Below are 14,580 nucleotides of genomic sequence, written 5' to 3'. Positions count from 1 at the left end.
ACAGGAGCGCCCCGGGTTTTTACGTACCGGAGGCGGCCGGGCCCGCCGGAGCCGAGCGTGGATCGCGTAAACGGCCAGTGGCGGAGCGGGAGATCGAGGGGAACGTTAAAGCGTGTTAACAATCCACAGGAGGTATGGACGTGTTCGTGTACGGAACGCTCACCGAGCCCGAGCAGGTGGCTGAGGTACTCGACTCGTTCGTGTTCGTCGGGTCGGCGACGCTGACCGGGCTCCGACCCGTCGAGGGGCGGTATCCGACGCTCGCGCCGCCCGGACCGGACGACACAGAGATCGAGACGGCCGGTCGACTGCTTCGCACGAACGAGATCGCAGCCCTCGATGCGTACGAGCGCGTTGACGACGGGCTGTACCATCGCGTTTCGGTCCCGCTCGACGCGCCCACGGAGGCTACGGGTGCGAACGCTGCGGAGGCGAAGGCCGCGGACGCACCAGCGGATCACCCGGATGAGGCCGCGGTGTACCTCGGCGACCCCGAGCGACTCGGCGCGGCGGCGACCTGGCCGGGCGACGGCCCGTTCGGTGAGCGGGTCTCGGCGTTCCTCGACGAGGCGGACGTCCGGGTACGTGTGGCCCCGCAAGATCCCGTCTGACGGAGCGATGACGGCGCCGCAGTCGTGCGGTTTCACTTTCACTCCGCTAGCCCTACCTTTTTGTATGCAGCCCCTCTCATCTCATCTGCACGTCACACGCGTGCATTCCCCCTTTCACAGACGGCGAGCCGTCGGCTCGGCTCTGGCGCGTCACGAATCCGTGCTCCGCGCGTCGCGGGACCGGTCGTGGCGCGTCGCCGGTCCGCGGTGTCGTGGACCGGAACCGATTAGCGCTCGGCGCGGCGAAGTCGGCCCATGATAACCCTCTCCGACATTCGCGACGCGCGCGAGCGGGTCGACGGCGTGGCGCGACACACTCCCTTAGAGCGCTCGCGGACGTTTTCCGAGATGAGCGGCGCGGACGTCCACCTCAAGCTGGAGAACTTCCAGCGCACCGGTGCGTTCAAGATCCGCGGTGCGATGAACCGAATTTCGACGCTTTCGGCGGCCGAGCGGGACGCCGGAGTCGTTACCGCGAGCGCGGGCAACCACGCGCAGGGGGTTGCGCTGGCGGCCGACCGCGCCGGCGTCGACGCCACGGTCGTGATGCCGAAGTTCGCGCCCGTCTCGAAGGTGAAAGCCACCCGCGGCTACGGCGCGAGCGTCCGACTGGAGGGCGTCGACTACGACGAGGCGCAGGCGTACGCGCACCGGCTCGAACAGCAGGAGGGGCGGACCTACGTCCACGCGTTCGACGACCCGATGGTCATGGCGGGGCAAGGGACGCTCGGGTTGGAGATCGTCGACGACTGCCCCGAGCTCGACACGGTCGTCGTCCCGATCGGCGGCGGCGGGCTCATCTCGGGCGTCGCGGTCGCGATCAAAGAGCAGCTCCCGAACGTGCGCGTCGTCGGGGTACAGGCGGAGGGCGCCGCCTCCGCCGCGAAGTCGCTGGAGACTGGGGAAGTGCACGAGATCGACAGCGTCGACACGATCGCCGACGGGATCGCGACCCGATCGATCGGCGAGGAGACCCTCGAAGTGATGTCGGAGTACGTCGACGAGGTCGTCGCCGTCGACGACCGCGAGATCGCCTACGCGCTCACGCTCCTCTTGGAGCGGTCGAAGACGCTGGTCGAGGGCGCCGGCGCAGTTGCGCTCGCCGCGGTCCTCTCGGAGGCGTTTGCGTACGACGACGACGAGACGATCGTCGCCGCGCTCTGCGGCGGCAACATCGACCTCAACCGGCTCGGCACCGTGGTCCGGCGCGGTCTCGTCCAGATGGGCCGGTACCTCAAGATCACGATCGACTTAAAAGACCGGCCGGGCGAGCTGGAGCGCGTCTCCAGCATCGTCGCGCGCACCGGCGCGAACGTCTTCGCGGTCCACCACGACCGAACCTCCCGAGATGTGGCCGTCAACGCGGCGGAGCTCGAACTGGAACTAGAGACCGACGACGCCGAGCACGCCGCCGACATCGTCGACGCACTCGAAGCCGACGGGTACGTGGTCGAGATCCTGTCGTAGTGTTGGTGTGACAGCGACGACGCACGTTACTCATAAACGAAGAAGCGGTGCGGTCGGCGCGTGCCCGTGAGCGGGCTTCGGCCCGCGAACGGCACCGCGCGAGGGAGTCAGTCGCTCGGAGCGAAGCGGAGGGCGACTGACGAGGCTGGGGAGGTGTGAGGTGCGGGGCTGTGCGGAGCGGGGTTGGACTCAAGGCTGGGGCTTTGGAGGTGTTCGCCGTCGATCCAGTATCATAGAATTATAACCGAGCGGCTGGGGCTTTGGAGATCGTCACCTCGACGACAGTCAGTTATAACCCAACAATTGAAACACAAACCCCGAGACAGTCGGAAACGCCGCGATCCTAGTCGTCTGCGGCCGCGGCGTCGACCGCATCCTCATACAGCTCGCCGGCTCGTTCCCGCTCAGAGAGGTAGTCGTCGGCGTCGAGCGCGGCTTCCACGCCCATCCCGCCGGCGGTGACCGCCTGCTGATAGTGGTGGTCGACCACGTCGCCCGCGCCGAAGAGCCCCTCGACCGCGGTCGCGGTCTGTCCGCCGTCGCGGCCGCCCTGCGTGATGAGATAGCCGGCGTCGTCGAGTTCGACGCCCGTCTCGGCCAGATAGTCGGTGTTCGGCGTGTGGCCGATGGCGTAGAACACCGCGCCGACGTCGAACTCGTACTCGTCGACCTCGTCGGCGGTCGCGGGGTCGTCGAGCTTCTCCGTGGGGTGGCCCTCGGGGTGCTCGACGAGCGTCACGCTCGTGATCCCGTCTTCCGGCGTGCCGTGAATCTCGGTGAGCTCCGTGTTTTTGAGGATCTCGATCGCACCGTCGTCGACCTTGTCCATCACGCGGTCGATCCAGACGTCCTCTGCGCGGAACTCCTCGCGTCGGTGGGCGATGTAGACGGTGTCGGCGAACTTGGTGAGGAAGTTGGCCTCCTCCATCGCGGCGTCGCCGCCGCCGACGACGAGCATGTCCTCGTCGCGGAAGAACGCGCCGTCACACGTCGCACACGTCGAGAGTCCGTACCCCATCAGCTCGTCCTCACCCGGCACGCCGAGCGTTCTGGCGGAGGCGCCCGAGGCGGCGGTCACGGCGTCCGCGGTGTACACGTCGCCGTTCGTCAGCTCGACGCGGAAGTGACCCGCGGGCTGCTTCTGTACGTCGGCGACGATCCCGCTCTCGAACTCCGCGCCGAACTTCCCCGCCTGCTCGCGCATGTTGTTGATGAGCTCCGGACCGGAGATCCCGTCGGGAAAGCCGGGGTAGTTCTCGACGTCGGTCGTCAGGGTGAGCTGGCCGCCCGGCTCGTCGCCCTCGATCAACAGCGGCTCGTTGTTCGACCGGGCGGCGTAGATCGCCGCGCTCAGCGCGGCGATTCCGCTCCCGGCGATCAGGAGTCGTCGGTGGTCGAGTATTTCATCACTCATACTATACTGTTCGGCACGACAGGATATGTAGGTTGCGCCCTCGGGCGCGGAGAACGGAACGGGGGACGCGACTGGAGGCGAGCGTCAGTCAGTCGGGAACTCCGGCACCGTCCCGCTCGGAGCGGTCGGGGCGTCGGCGAGCGCCTCGAAGAAGCGCCCGGAGACGAACGCCTCGACGACCTCGGGTAGCGACTCCGACTCCGACACCTCCTCTAAGATTCCGAGCGGCACCTGCGCGCCCGCCATGGTCGCGTGACCGCCCGCAGAGCCGACCGGATCGAGCGCGTCACGGAGGAGTTCGCCGATGTCGAGATCCGCGCCGCGAGCGCGCGCAGAGCCGTATATCACGCCGTCCATGTAGCCGTACACGAAGGTCACCGTGATCCCGTCCAAGGCGAGGAGACGCTCGGCCGCCTGCGCCAGCGCGTCGCGGTCGGCGATCTCCCCGGCACAGGAGGCGACCGTCGACCCCCGCACGTCGCGTGCTTCGATGGCGCTCGCGAGCACGCGGAGCGTCTCCGGGCTCACGCTGGGGCTTTCGACGCGTTCGAGCGTCGACTCGTCGGCGCGGGACGACAGCGACGCCGCCGCCTCGAAGTCCGGGATCGCCGTCAAGCGCGTGAAATCCTTCGTGTCGATCCGAATCCCGTACAACAGCGCGGTCGCCAGTTCGCGCGTCGGCTCGATTCCGATCCGGTCGAGGTACTCCGTGATCAGCGTACTCGTCGACCCGATATCGGGGCGAATGTCGACGAACGACCCCGCGACCGGGCCGCGCGGGGGGTGGTGGTCGATGACGACGTCGACCGGGTATCCCTCCGGGAGGCTGTCGTTGATACCGGCTCGCGAGTGGTCAACGAGGGCGATTCCATCGTAGTCGTCGAGGTCGATCCCGTCGAACGTCACGAGATCGAGGTCGAGTACGTTCACCATCGCCCGGTTCTCTTGGTGGGCGATCTCGCCGCCGTAGCAGGGGTCCGCTGGGACACCGACGGACTCGGCGATGCGCGCCAGTCCGAGCGCGCTCGCGATGGCGTCGGGATCGGGGTTGTCGTGCGCGACGACGAGCAGCGGCCCGGACAGCTTTCGAAGCGTCGACAGCAGACGGGCCGGCCGCTCCTCGCCGTCGAGACCGGTCGCCTCGCGGACACGGTCGACGATCGCCGCAACGGGGTCGACGACGCGGTCGGCGACCGCGGCGACCGCGTCCTGTTGTGCCGCGGTCGGATTCGTTCCGACGTGTGCGACGATCATCGCGTCCGGGTATCTCCTCCGCGCCGCCTCCGCGGCGGCGACGTTGCGCGCCGGGTCGTCGCTCGCGACCAGCACGACTGCGGCGTTGTCGGGGTACACGGACGGATCTGTCGGGTCGGCCTCGATCGTGGCGATATTGCGATCGCGCAGCGTCGACACCCACCCGGTGTCGTCGCTGATCGCCGCGATCTCGTCGCGCTCCTCGCGGGTGCGCTCGACGAGCGTGTTCCCGACCGCGCTACAGCCGAGCAGCAGACGCCGGGCCATACCGACGCGAGGGGTCCACGGATGAAAACGCTGCCGTCATTCGTTGTCGCTGGGCTTCGGGCCGCTCGGGCGGGTCCCGTCGCCGACCGCTGTTCCGTCGCCGACCGCCGCCGCGACGTCGACCGCCGCCGCGACGTCGACCGCCGCACGGTTCGCCGCGATATCGTGGACGCGAACGATGTCGACCCCGCGATCGGCCGCGAGCGCGGTCGCGGCGACAGTTGCGTGCTCGCGATCGTCGGGGCCGCGGTCGACCGCGGCGAACATCGACTTGTGCGAGTGGCCGATCAGCACGGGGCAGTCCAGCGCCGCGAACTCGCCGATGCGGTCGATCAGTTCGAATCCCTCGTCGGCCGACTTACCGAAGCCGAGCCCGGGGTCGACGATCACCTTCTCGCGGTCGATCCCGGCGGTGTCGGCGAGCGCGAGCCGCTCGCGGAGGTCGCGGATCACGTCTGTGACGACGTCGTCGTACTCGGGATCGTTCGAGGGGTCCACCGGCGCGTCGAGGCTGTGCATCACGACGACCGGACAGCCCGCAGCGGCGACGACCTCGCGCATTGCCGGGTCCTCCAATCCGGTCACGTCGTTAATGACGTCCGCGCCCGCCTCCAGGGCCGCCTCCGCGACCTCGGGCTTGCGCGTGTCGATCGAGACGAGCACGTCGCCGTCGGCGACCGCCGACACCGACCGGATCGCCTCGACGGTCGGGACGACCCGATCGATCTCCTCTTCGACCGGGACCGGATCCGCGCCCGGTCGCGTCGACTCGCCGCCGACGTCGACGATATCGACCCCGGCCTCGACCATCCGCTCGACGCCGGCGACCGCGTCGTCGAGGCCCGCGTGGCGACCGCCGTCGTGGAACGAGTCGGGGGTGACGTTGAGCACGCCCATCACCGCGGTGCCGTCGGTCCACGGGTAGGCGGCGGCGCCGTCGTCTGCGGCGCCGTCGTCGGTCGTGCCGTCGGCGGCCGCATCGTCGTCGTTCTGAGGAGTCTCGCCACGGAACCCCAGCCGGTGAGCGATGTCCGCCGCGATTCCCACGAACCCGCCGTCGTCGAGGCCGCGGAGCCGACCGAGCAGCTCGCGGAACTCCGCGACCGTCGCCGCCAGCGTGACCGGAACGTCCTCGCCGCCTGGGACCTGACCGCGACCGGCGCCGAGCCCGCCGAGTGCGGCGTCGCCGCCGACAGCCCGGAGCTCGGCCGCGATCCGCTCCGCGCGATCGCCGCGGAGCCGGAGTGCGAGCACGCGGTGGTCGAACCCGTCGCGTCGGGCGGCGGACACGTCGCCGGTCCGAGCGGGCGACTTCGGGGTCACAGTCCGCATCCGGGCCGCCCGGGCCTCGGCGACCGCGAACAGCGACCCGACGAGCAGCACGCAGTCGTCTGGGGCCGCGCGGTCGACGGCGTCGTCGAGCGCCCGGGCCACGTCCTCTCCGGCGACCACCTCGTCGACGCCGGCGTCCCGAAGCGCGACCGCCAACACCTCCGGGTCCTCCGCGCGGTCGAGCGCCGGCCGACAGGTGACCGCCGAGGCGGCGTCGGGGAGCGCGGCCGCCGCGCCCGCGTGGTCCTTGTCGTGCATCGCGCCGTACACGAGGTGGAGGTCGTCGTACTCGTACTCCGCGAGGGTCCGCGCGAGCGTCCGGCAGGCCGCCGGGTTGTGCGCGCCGTCGAGGACGGTCAACGGCGCGGTGTCGAGCACCTCGAACCGCCCCGGCCACGTCGCCCGCGCGAGCCCGTCGCGGACCGCGGCGTCGGCGAGGGGGGCACCCTCGACCGCTGCGCCGTCGTCCGCGCCCACCGCGGCCGCCGTCCGCCGCGCCAACGCCACCGCGATACCGGCGTTCGTGGCCTGGTGCTCGCCGACGAGCGGGACCCGGTAGGTGCCCGTCACCTCGCCCGCGAGGGTCACCTCGGCGTCGGTCGGGCTCACGCGACCCTCGTAGGCGACGGAGAGGGCGGGGTCGGTCTCGCCGTTTCCGCTACTGTCGCTCGTTCCCGCCACCGTCGCGACCGGGGCTCCTGCGTCGTTGGCGACCTCGCGGACCACGTCCAGCGCCTCGCCCTCACAGGCCGTCACGAGGGGCGCGCCCGGGGAGGCGATCCGGGCCTTCGTCCGGGCGATCTCCGCGATCGTGTCGCCGAGCACCGCGGTGTGTTCGAGCGAGACGTTCGTGACCGCGGCGGCGACGGGGTCGACCGCGCTGGTCGCGTCGTACTCGCCGCCGAGCCCGACCTCCAAGACGGCCACGTCGACGTCCCGGCGGGCGAAGTCGCGGATCGCCATCGCCGTCACGACCTCGAAGAAGGTGAGCGGCTCGCCGGCGGCCGCGCGCTCCACGAGCCACGGTTTCACCTCGGCGACGAAGTCGGCGATCGCCGCCTCGGTCATCTGCCGCCCGTCGACGCGGACGCGCTCGGCGAGCGCGGAGAGGTGCGGCGAGGTGTAGAGCCCGACGGAGAGCCCGGCCTCGCGGAGGATCGACTCGGTCATGCGCACCGTGCTCCCCTTCCCGTTCGAGCCCGCGACCTGCACGAACGGCACGTCGTCCTCGGGGTTCCCGAGCCGGTCGAGCAGCGCCGCGATCCGTTCGGTCCCCGGCTTGACCGAGAAGCGGCGGAGGTCGAAGAGGAACGCCGCCGCCTCGTGGTAGTCCATACGCCGTGGGTCGGCGTCGTGTCGCTTAGGCGTGACGGACCGCGGCGAACTAAGCGACGAGTCCAGCGCGAAGCGAACTGAGCGACGACCCCGCCGCGAAGAGCAACCCTTACGCGCGCGGCAGCCCGACCCGTTCGCATGAACGAGACCGCGGCCGCGTCGGCGGTCGAGGAAGGGGAACGCGGACGCGACACCGCCGCGGACCCGGTCCTCGTCGGCGAGGGCGTCCGGAAGTCGTACGGCGACGTCGTCGCGCTCGACGGCGTCGACCTCGACGTGCCGTCCGGCGAGGTGTTCGGACTCATCGGCCCGAACGGCGCCGGGAAGACGACCCTCGTCCGCGCGCTGACGGGCACGACCGAGGCCGAAGGCGACCTGCGCGTGTTCGGCGTCCCGCCGCGCGAGGTCGACCCGCAGCGCATCGGGCTGCTCCCGCAGTCGTTCGACCCGCCGGAGCGACTCACCGCCCGCGAGCTGGTCGACTACTACGGCGGGCTGTACGACGAGGCGCGAGAGACGGGAAGCGTGCTCCGCGACGTGGGGATGGCCGACGACGCGGACGTGTGGTACGAGACGCTCTCGGGCGGGCAGAAGCGGCGGACCTGCGTCGCGACCGCCATCGTCAACGATCCCGACCTCCTCTTTTTAGACGAGCCGACCACCGGGATCGACCCGGCCGGGCGTCGCTCTATCCACCGCCTGATAGAGCGGCTCGCTGGCGGCGGGACGACCGTCTTCCTCACGAGTCACGCGATGGACGAGGTCGAGCGGCTGGCCGACCGCGTCGCCCTGCTTCGCGACGGCGCGGTCGTCGCGGTCGGCGCCCCCGATCGACTGATCGCCGAGCACGGCGGCGATCCGCGACTGGCGGTGACCCTCGACGAGGCCGCGAGCGACGAGGTGGTCGAGGCGGTCACGGAGCGGGTCCGGGACACGCTGTCAGCGGCTCCGACCGTCGAATCGACCGAGGACGGGCTCCGGATCCTCGGCGTTCGACCCGAAGGGATCGGCGCCGCGGTCGACGCCCTCGACGCGGCCGGAGTCGCGTTCGAGTCGCTCGCGTGGTCGGAACCCTCCCTGGAGGACGTGTACCTTCGGCTCACCGGGGAGGAGTACTCGCCGCGAGAGGGGCAGACCGCCCCGACCGGCGGAGGATCAACCGCCCCCGACGGAGGATCAACCGCCCCCGACGGAGGCGACCGATGACGCGGCTCGGTCGGATCGGAACGGAGACGACCGCGGCCGCGCGGTCGTTCCTCCGGCGTCGAACCGCGGTGTTCTTCACCTTCTTCTTCCCCGTGATCCTCGTCGTCATCTTCGGCGCGCTGGTCCGGACGCAGCCGACCGGCGGCGGTCTCTTCGCCGAGCCCGCGGGCTATTACATCCCCGGCTATCTCGCCGTCGTCGTCCTCTTTACCCCGCTCTCGCGGGTCGGCTCCGAGATCGCGCGCCACCGCGACGGCGGGAGATTCGAAAAGCTGGCGACGACGCCGCTCTCACGCGCTGAGTGGCTGTTCGCGCACACGCTCGTCAACGTCGCGATCATCGGCGCGGCGAGCCTCCTCATCCTGGGCCTCGTATTAGCGGTGACCGACGCCGAGCTCGTCGTCTCGCCCGCGCTGGCGGTTCTCCCCATATTTGTCGCCGTCGGCGTCGCGCTCTTCTGCGGGCTCGGAGCGATACTCGGCGCGCTCTCAGACTCGCAGGACGGCGTGATCGCCGCGAGCAACACGGTCGCGCTTCCGCTGTTATTCCTCTCGGAGACGTTCGTCCCGCCCGCGCTGCTGCCGGAGTGGTTCCTCCCCGCCGTCGCCGCCTCGCCGCTGACGTACTTCGCTCGCGGAACGCGGGCGATCACGTTCGACGGCGGCCCGTGGCTCGGCGACCTCGCGGTCCTCGCGGTCCTCGCGGTCGGGTTCCTCGCGGTCGGCGCGTACGCCGTCCCGCGAACGGACTGATCCGCTGATCCGCTGAATTCGGCGTGGAACCGGCCATTTATATTACCCGACACCCTCCTCGTGAGACGAGAGAGGGCCAGTGTTGACGACCGTCCAATTCACCTGTACTGATTGCGCACAGACCATCGAGGTCAACGACGAGATGCGAGAGACGATTCTCGAGACCGGCTGTCCGGTCTGTACGGCCGAAGCGAGCGACGACGATTTCGCCGACGGCGAGTAGGGAGGAGGAAGCGCGGCCGGTTCCGTTTTGTCTGCGCGCCGAGACGCCCGCCTATGGACGACACACCGAACGCAGGGCCACACCGCGTCGCCGAGATGACGTGGCGCGAGATCGACGCGGCGCTCGACCGAACGCGAACCCTTCTGATCCCCGTCGGGAGCACCGAGCAACACGGTCACCACCTCCCCCTCGGCGTCGACGCGCTCATGCCGGAAGCGATCGGCGAGCGCGTCGTCGAACGAACGCCGGCGCTGCTCGCACCGCCGATCTGGTACGGGGTCAGCCCGCATCACACGTTCAAGCCGGGGACGTTCACCGTTTCGACGGAGACGTTCCAGCGGTACGTCTTCGACATCTGCGACTCCGCGAGCGAGTGGGGGATCGAGAACGTCCTCCTGCTGAACGGCCACTACCTCGCACAGGACCCCGAGCTGGAGGTCGTCGTGCGCCGCCTCCGCACGGAGAGCGACGTGGACGCCTTTCACGTTCCGCTGGTCGAACTCTTCGCGGACGTCGCCGCGGAGATCCGGACCGGCGACGTGTCGTTTCACGCCTCGGAGTTCGAGACGAGCATCATGCTCGCGCTGTTCCCCGAACTCGTCGACATGGACGCGGCGACCGCGGTCGACCCGCCCGAGGAGTCGCTGCCGCTTACCGACTACGACGCGCTCGGCGACAACCGGGTCGGCTGGTCGCTCACCGCGGAGGACATGGAAGCGATCACCTCCAGCGGCAACATCGGCGATCCGACCGTCGCGACCGCGGAGAAGGGAGACGCGCTGGTCGAGGCGGCGGTGTCGGGGATAACGGAGCTCGTCGATGCGCTGGAGGAGCCGGAGGAGTAGTCAGAAAAACAAATTCGGCGAAGCGCTCCTCACTCCTCGTCGCGGTCGATAACGACGGTCCGTCCGGTGAGCCGCTCGGGCTCGAATCGGTAGAGTTCGATGTCGAGGTCGGATTTGCCTTCGGCCCAGATCTCGAAGAGCGGTCGGCGGGTCTGTCCGTACTGCGCGATCGATTCGGGCGTGAGGTCGTCGAGGTCGACGCGGTGAAGCGTCCCGACGCCGACGACGCTCGCGTACTCCTCACCGTCCTCCTCGTACACCACGATCCGCGCCTGCGGGTCCGACGCGAGGAATTTCCGTTTCTCGCTGTCGGGCGTCGACACCAGTCGGAGGTACGCCTCCCGCGACTCCTCGTCGAACCCGTAGGAGATCGGAATCGCGTACGGAGCCCCGTCGCGCGCGAGCGACAGAACGCCGGTCTCGTGTCGAGACAACAGCGCGTCGATCTCCGCATCAGTCATCTCGACCTCGCTTCTCGTCGCCATACGCAACGGTGCGGCGTACGCCCGGATAAAGGATACGAGAGCGATCGAACGGCGACTGCGAGGCGAGCGCGCAATCGAACGGCGGACGCGGGGCACGCGGGCGAGTGAAACCGACTCCGGAGCAATGTGGAGGACCGATCGAAACACCCGATAATCGACCGGAACCGACACGAGAACCCGCTACGCAGTCTGCGAGTCCACGATGTCGCCCTCTGTGACCGGCGCGCCGCAGACGACACAGCCGACATCGAGCAGCGTCGCTCGCATCGCGCCGTCCACCTCGATCATGCGATGACACTCCGAGCAGACGAAGGTGTGTATCCGTGGACTCGTCATAGCATCGAGTACGACACCAACCCACATGAAGGATGGATCGGATTCCAGCGGTTTCGGAATCCGACCGCGCGCCGGTCGGGACGGAATCACCCCGCCAACCGGGGGCGAACCGCCGTTTCCGGTCGGACGGCTCAGTCGATCAGCGTCGACAGCAGCTTCCGCTGGGCGGCCGCCATATGCTCTGAGAACGTCGACCGATCGATGCCGAGCGACGCCGCCACCTCGCCGGCGTTGGCCCCCTTCGGATGATCGAAGTACCCCGCCTCGTATGCGGCCGTGAGCACCTCGCGCTGACGCTCCGTCAACTCGCTTCGGTCGACGGTGACGAAGTCCGACTCCTCGGGCGTCGACGACGACTGCAGCAGCTGTAACACTCGCATATCGGGACACGACTCCCGAAACGCGTCGAGCACCGACCGGAGGGTCGGCAGGTCCGTCGCGTGGAACGTGACGATCAGCCGCCCGTCTCGGATCGTCGTCTCCGACACGGGAACGCCGTGGCGGTCGAGCACCGCAAAGGGCGACTCGTCGCAACACGGGACCGAGAACCGGTAGGCGGTCTTGCCGCCGTAGTCGAACACGACTTCCACTCCCTCGGGAACCGGCAGGTCGGCGTCGGCGATGAACTCGAAGACGACCTCGTCCGCGTCACCGTCCGCCGCACTGCGCGCGACGCTGTAAACCGGCGTCGAGCCGTCGAGCACGCCGTCGAACGGGGACGGCGCCGACGTCGGCAGCGAGACTTCCGCTCTGATGCCGGATCCCATCTTCATCCGTTCGTACCCGCCGCCGGGCAAAACGTTGGCGGGAGCCGGATCGTTGACAGCGGCTTCGGGGTCGGGTGAGGCCGACGACGCCCCGACCCGCCGGGATGGTTATAAAACACCCCACATATGCAGGGAGGGTGTTGGGGTGCACGGAGGGGGTATCTACGTCCATGAAGCGAAACGTGGCCCACACGACCGGCCCGACGACCGCGACGGAAGGAGACGAGACGCTCGACGCGACGTTCGAGGCGCTTGCAGATCCTGACTGCAGAGCGATTCTCGGTGCCGCGGACACGCCGATGACGACGGGCGAACTGGCCGACGTGTGCGACCTCGCACTGTCGACGGCCTACCGGAAGGTCGAGCGGTTGAGCGAGACGCCGCTCTTAGCGGAGGGCGTCCGCTTCGACCCGAACGGCGACCACGCGGCCGAGTACACGCGCGCCGCGACTGACGCCACGATCGCGCTCGCCGACGGCGAGATCAGCTTGACGGTCGAAACGGCAGCCGAATCGCCCCGGGCAAGCTTCGAGATGCCCGGCGTCTCCGCCGACTGAGCCGGACTCCCCGTTTCGCTGTTGATAATCCGACGGACACGTTTATGACATCCCCAAGAAGTCGGTCAGACATGTCTCGCGTGCCGGATCTCGATATTCTTCTGGATCTCACACAGGACAAGGTCGCCGTCATCGGCGCCGACGGGATCTACCGGCACCTCAACGCGACGGTCGCGGACCTCCTCGGCTTTGAGCCGGACGAACTCGTCGATAGCGACGCGTTCGCGCTCGTTCATCCCGATGACGAACTGCGGATCCGGACCGCCTTCGATGCGATCGTCGACGGCGACCGCGACACTGAAGCGCCGCTGGAGTACCGCTACGGCACCGCCGACGGGAATTGGGTCTGGCTGCGAACGCAGGTGTACACGCCCGCTGAAACCGACCTCGACGGCTACGCGATGTCCTCGCGGGACGTGACCGCGGAGGTCGAGACGCGCCGTCGGCTGGAGACGATCGCGGCCGCTTCCTCGGACGTGTTCTGGATGTACTCCGCCGACTGGAGCGAGTTGCTGTTCATCAACGACGCGATCGAAGACGTGTTCGGCATCACGCGGTCGGCGCTCAAACGGGACCCGACGATGTTCGTGGAGTCGATCCACTCCGACGACCGGGCGTACGTCGAGCGCGCGATGGAGCGGCTCTCAGCCGGCGAATCGATCCTGATCGATTATCGCGTCAAGACGGAGCAAGGGACGACGAAGTGGCTCCGTGTGCCGGCCGAACCGGTGATCGAGGACGGACGCGTCGTCGCCGTAACCGGGTTCTCGCGCGACGTGACCGACGAGTACCGGCGCGAACGACAGCTGACCGTGATGGACAATCTGCTCCGGCACACGATCCGCAACGACATGAACGTCGTCGACGGCACCGCAGAGCGGATCACCGACCGGGTGGCGGCGGCCGTCGACGACTCCGCGAGCGAGCAGGGCGACGGCCTCCCGAGCGACGCCCTCGACGCCCTCGCGGCGGACCTCCACGAGCAGACGGAGACGATCCGGCGCGTGGCCGACGACCTGTTGACGACGGCGGAAAAACAGCGCGGCGTGATCGAGCTGCTCCGTCAGCGAGGCGCTCCCGAGCCGGTCGAAATCACGCCACTCGTCGAGAGCGCCGTCGAAATCGCGATCGAGGGCAAGGCGACCGCCGACGATGTGCTCGTCTGCTGTCCGGACGGTCTCCGGGCGTTCACGCACGCGGAACTCGACTACGCGATAGCCGAGCTGATCGAGAACGCCGTCGAGCACGCGGAGTCGACGCCCTCCGTGCACGTCGTGGTCGAGACCGACGGCGACGCGGTCGATATCGCGGTCCGCGACAACTGTCCCCCGATTCCGACCGAAGAGCGGCACGTGATCACGGATCGCTGGGAGATGGACGACCTCCACCACACCGACGGTATGGGGCTGTGGCTCGTCTACTGGATCGCGGACCGGTCCGGCGGCAACGTCACGTTCGGCACCCACGCGGACGGCAACGTCGTGACGCTGTCCGTTCCGAGCGCCGACTGTGACCAAAGCGAGACGGAGTCGAGCCGCGCCGCTGTGGTCGATAGCCGTCAAACGGGACTGCGAAAGGGAGAACGCGCGGGCACGGACTGAGATCGGCCGATGACTTTCGGCCACAGATCGAGGGACAGAAAAGACACGATCAGCAGATGAATCCCCGTCGAGATAGCGACATGTGGACTGCAGACAGCGTGTTCAGATCGATCGTTTATTATTGACTC

14 protein-coding genes are annotated in these 14,580 nt (G+C 68.9%); 8 read left to right on the top strand and 6 right to left on the bottom strand.

The window, feature by feature from the left end:
• Window positions 1-134 precede the first annotated feature (134 nt).
• Window positions 135-611: a gamma-glutamylcyclotransferase family protein gene (locus tag ACNSN4_RS01945; protein ID WP_418284080.1), complete on the top strand. Its 477-nt coding sequence runs from the start codon at window positions 135-137 to the stop codon at window positions 609-611.
• A 255-nt stretch (window positions 612-866) separates the two neighbouring features.
• A complete protein-coding gene (ilvA, locus tag ACNSN4_RS01940; RefSeq protein WP_418284079.1) occupies window positions 867-2,078 on the top strand; it encodes a threonine ammonia-lyase in 1,212 nt (403 codons plus the stop codon).
• Between the two features lie 343 nt (window positions 2,079-2,421).
• Here the strand turns inward: ilvA and ACNSN4_RS01935 are convergent, their stop codons facing one another.
• From ACNSN4_RS01935 to folP, 3 genes are all read right to left on the bottom strand, one after another.
• Window positions 2,422-3,492: an NAD(P)/FAD-dependent oxidoreductase gene (locus ACNSN4_RS01935; RefSeq protein WP_418284078.1), complete on the bottom strand. Its 1,071-nt coding sequence runs from the start codon at window positions 3,490-3,492 to the stop codon at window positions 2,422-2,424.
• A gap of 84 nt (window positions 3,493-3,576) precedes the next feature.
• On the bottom strand, window positions 3,577-5,013 hold the full coding sequence (locus ACNSN4_RS01930; protein ID WP_418284077.1) for a DHH family phosphoesterase: 1,437 nt from the start codon (window positions 5,011-5,013) through the stop codon (window positions 3,577-3,579).
• Between the two features lie 36 nt (window positions 5,014-5,049).
• Window positions 5,050-7,680, bottom strand: coding sequence for a dihydropteroate synthase (gene folP / locus ACNSN4_RS01925; RefSeq protein ID WP_418284076.1), 2,631 nt, complete (start codon window positions 7,678-7,680; stop codon window positions 5,050-5,052).
• Between the two features lie 138 nt (window positions 7,681-7,818).
• Here folP and ACNSN4_RS01920 point away from each other — a divergent pair, with 138 nt between their 5' ends.
• The 4 genes from ACNSN4_RS01920 to ACNSN4_RS01905 all read left to right on the top strand — a co-directional run bounded on the left by ACNSN4_RS01920 (window position 7,819) and on the right by ACNSN4_RS01905 (window position 10,706).
• Window positions 7,819-8,886 (top strand): ABC transporter ATP-binding protein, encoded by a 1,068-nt coding sequence (locus ACNSN4_RS01920; RefSeq protein WP_418284075.1) that lies wholly within the window; start codon window positions 7,819-7,821, stop codon window positions 8,884-8,886.
• Window positions 8,883-9,638 carry an ABC transporter permease gene (locus tag ACNSN4_RS01915; RefSeq protein ID WP_418284074.1) on the top strand — a complete coding sequence of 252 codons (756 nt, stop codon included), beginning with the start codon at window positions 8,883-8,885 and terminating at the stop codon, window positions 9,636-9,638. Before ACNSN4_RS01920 ends, ACNSN4_RS01915 begins: the two co-directional genes overlap by 4 nt.
• Before the next feature lie 82 nt (window positions 9,639-9,720).
• The gene (locus ACNSN4_RS01910) at window positions 9,721-9,861 is read left to right on the top strand and encodes a DUF7560 family zinc ribbon protein (RefSeq protein ID WP_418284354.1); all 141 of its coding nucleotides are present in this window, start codon (window positions 9,721-9,723) and stop codon (window positions 9,859-9,861) included.
• A 53-nt stretch (window positions 9,862-9,914) separates the two neighbouring features.
• The gene (locus ACNSN4_RS01905) at window positions 9,915-10,706 is read left to right on the top strand and encodes a creatininase family protein (RefSeq protein WP_418284073.1); all 792 of its coding nucleotides are present in this window, start codon (window positions 9,915-9,917) and stop codon (window positions 10,704-10,706) included.
• Window positions 10,707-10,735: 29 nt separating this feature from the next.
• Here ACNSN4_RS01905 and ACNSN4_RS01900 read toward each other — a convergent pair whose 3' ends face one another.
• The 3 genes from ACNSN4_RS01900 to ACNSN4_RS01890 all read right to left on the bottom strand — a co-directional run bounded on the left by ACNSN4_RS01900 (window position 10,736) and on the right by ACNSN4_RS01890 (window position 12,294).
• Entirely contained in the window at window positions 10,736-11,191 is a 456-nt protein-coding gene (locus ACNSN4_RS01900; RefSeq protein ID WP_418284072.1) for a pyridoxamine 5'-phosphate oxidase family protein, read from the bottom strand.
• A gap of 180 nt (window positions 11,192-11,371) precedes the next feature.
• The gene (locus ACNSN4_RS01895; protein ID WP_418284071.1) at window positions 11,372-11,527 is read right to left on the bottom strand and encodes a DUF7560 family zinc ribbon protein; all 156 of its coding nucleotides are present in this window, start codon (window positions 11,525-11,527) and stop codon (window positions 11,372-11,374) included.
• Window positions 11,528-11,658: 131 nt separating this feature from the next.
• Window positions 11,659-12,294 carry a helix-turn-helix domain-containing protein gene (locus ACNSN4_RS01890; RefSeq protein WP_418284070.1) on the bottom strand — a complete coding sequence of 212 codons (636 nt, stop codon included), beginning with the start codon at window positions 12,292-12,294 and terminating at the stop codon, window positions 11,659-11,661.
• Window positions 12,295-12,464: 170 nt separating this feature from the next.
• Here ACNSN4_RS01890 and ACNSN4_RS01885 point away from each other — a divergent pair, with 170 nt between their 5' ends.
• Complete coding sequence (locus ACNSN4_RS01885) at window positions 12,465-12,851, top strand: helix-turn-helix domain-containing protein (RefSeq protein WP_418284069.1); 387 nt, start codon at window positions 12,465-12,467, stop codon at window positions 12,849-12,851.
• 71 nt (window positions 12,852-12,922) lie between these two features.
• Complete coding sequence (locus ACNSN4_RS01880; protein ID WP_418284068.1) at window positions 12,923-14,452, top strand: PAS domain-containing sensor histidine kinase; 1,530 nt, start codon at window positions 12,923-12,925, stop codon at window positions 14,450-14,452.
• Window positions 14,453-14,580: the final 128 nt, after the last annotated feature.

Origin of the sequence: Halorubrum marinum (genome assembly GCF_048381195.1) — an archaeon.
GTDB lineage: Archaea > Halobacteriota > Halobacteria > Halobacteriales > Haloferacaceae > Halorubrum.
Note: the sequence above shows the minus strand (reverse complement) of the source record. Positions and strands in the feature narration are given on the sequence as shown.